Here is a 1,279-nt window from a genome sequence, read left to right on the forward strand (position 1 = left end):
GCCTCGGTTATCAGCAATGCTATAGCACTGTCTTTTACAATATATTCCTTTCTGGAAGATGGGTACTCCGGATCGATAGGAACATAAGCTCCTCCAGATTTTAATACCCCCAGTATCGCCACAATCATCCACTCACTTCGCTCCAATTGTATCCCTATCAAATCATCCGGCTGAATGTTGTAATTATCCATTAGGTAATGCGCCAACTGATTGGATCGCTCATTAAGCTCCCTGTAAGTCAGTTTTGTATTCTCAAAGACTATGGCTATATGATCCGGTGTCTTTGCAACCTGTTCTTCAAACAAGTCTACAATTGTCTTGTCCTTCGGATATGCTACTGCTGTATCATTGAAGGTGAACAACTGTTTATCTTTCTCTTCTTCCGATACATAATCCAATGCTGTTAAAGACTGATCCGCGTTTTGTACAAACGCCTTGATTACGGTATCAATATGATTTACCAGCTGCTTAAATGATCTTGTATCATAACGATTGCTATTGTATCTGATATTTAGGTGTAATGAAACGGGGGAAGGAGTAACTAATATACTAAAATCATAGTTGCTTTGATCACTGACTTCCCTTGATTCTATTGAAAGCCCCTCTTCTTCCCGACTATTGAATACCCCTTCGTTTTCCAGTTCCTTTACTGCATAGTTTTCAAATATCATGACATGATCCATCAGATCCATGCCCGGTTCACTCTGAGACTGAACCTCCGACAGGTTCATATAATGATGTGATGTACCTTGTATCGATTGCTCTTGCAGCATTTTTAACAGGTCAGCAGCCGTAGTATCAACATCATACTTTACTCTGACCGGAATAGTATTGATAAACAGTCCGATCATATCTTCAACACCCGCTAAATCGGCCGGACGACCTGATACCACTGCCCCAAACACCACATCATTCGTGTTGTTATAGCGTGACAATAGATACCCCCATACGCCTTGCATAAAAGTGCTGTGGGTAATGCCTAAAGCGGTACAAAGTATGTCTACTTGCTTAAACACAGCTCCCCCTATTTCAAGGCGTTCACTGTATTCGATATAAGTAGTATCTACAGCTCTTGTCTTAAAAGGAATCTCTGCCGGTACTGCATAACCTTTAAGGTAACCCTCCCAGTAACCAAGTGAATGCTCTCTGTCTATGTTTTTCAACCAATTGATATAATTGGAATAAGGCATTACCGGTGGCAAATCAGCTGTACTGCCTTTTATTGCGGCACTCAACAGTTCATTAAAGTCATTGATAAGCACACTTACACACCAACCGT

General features: G+C 41.0%; 1 protein-coding gene. It reads right to left on the reverse strand.

Annotation, left to right across the window (positions count from 1 at the left end; genetic code table 11):
- A partial coding sequence (locus tag JO950_RS21850; protein ID WP_202704534.1) for a condensation domain-containing protein occupies positions 1-1,279 on the reverse strand: 1,279 nt, incomplete at both ends.

This window comes from Flavobacterium sp. UGB4466, assembly GCF_903469665.1.
Classification (GTDB): Bacteria; Bacteroidota; Bacteroidia; order Flavobacteriales; family Flavobacteriaceae; genus Flavobacterium; species Flavobacterium lipolyticum.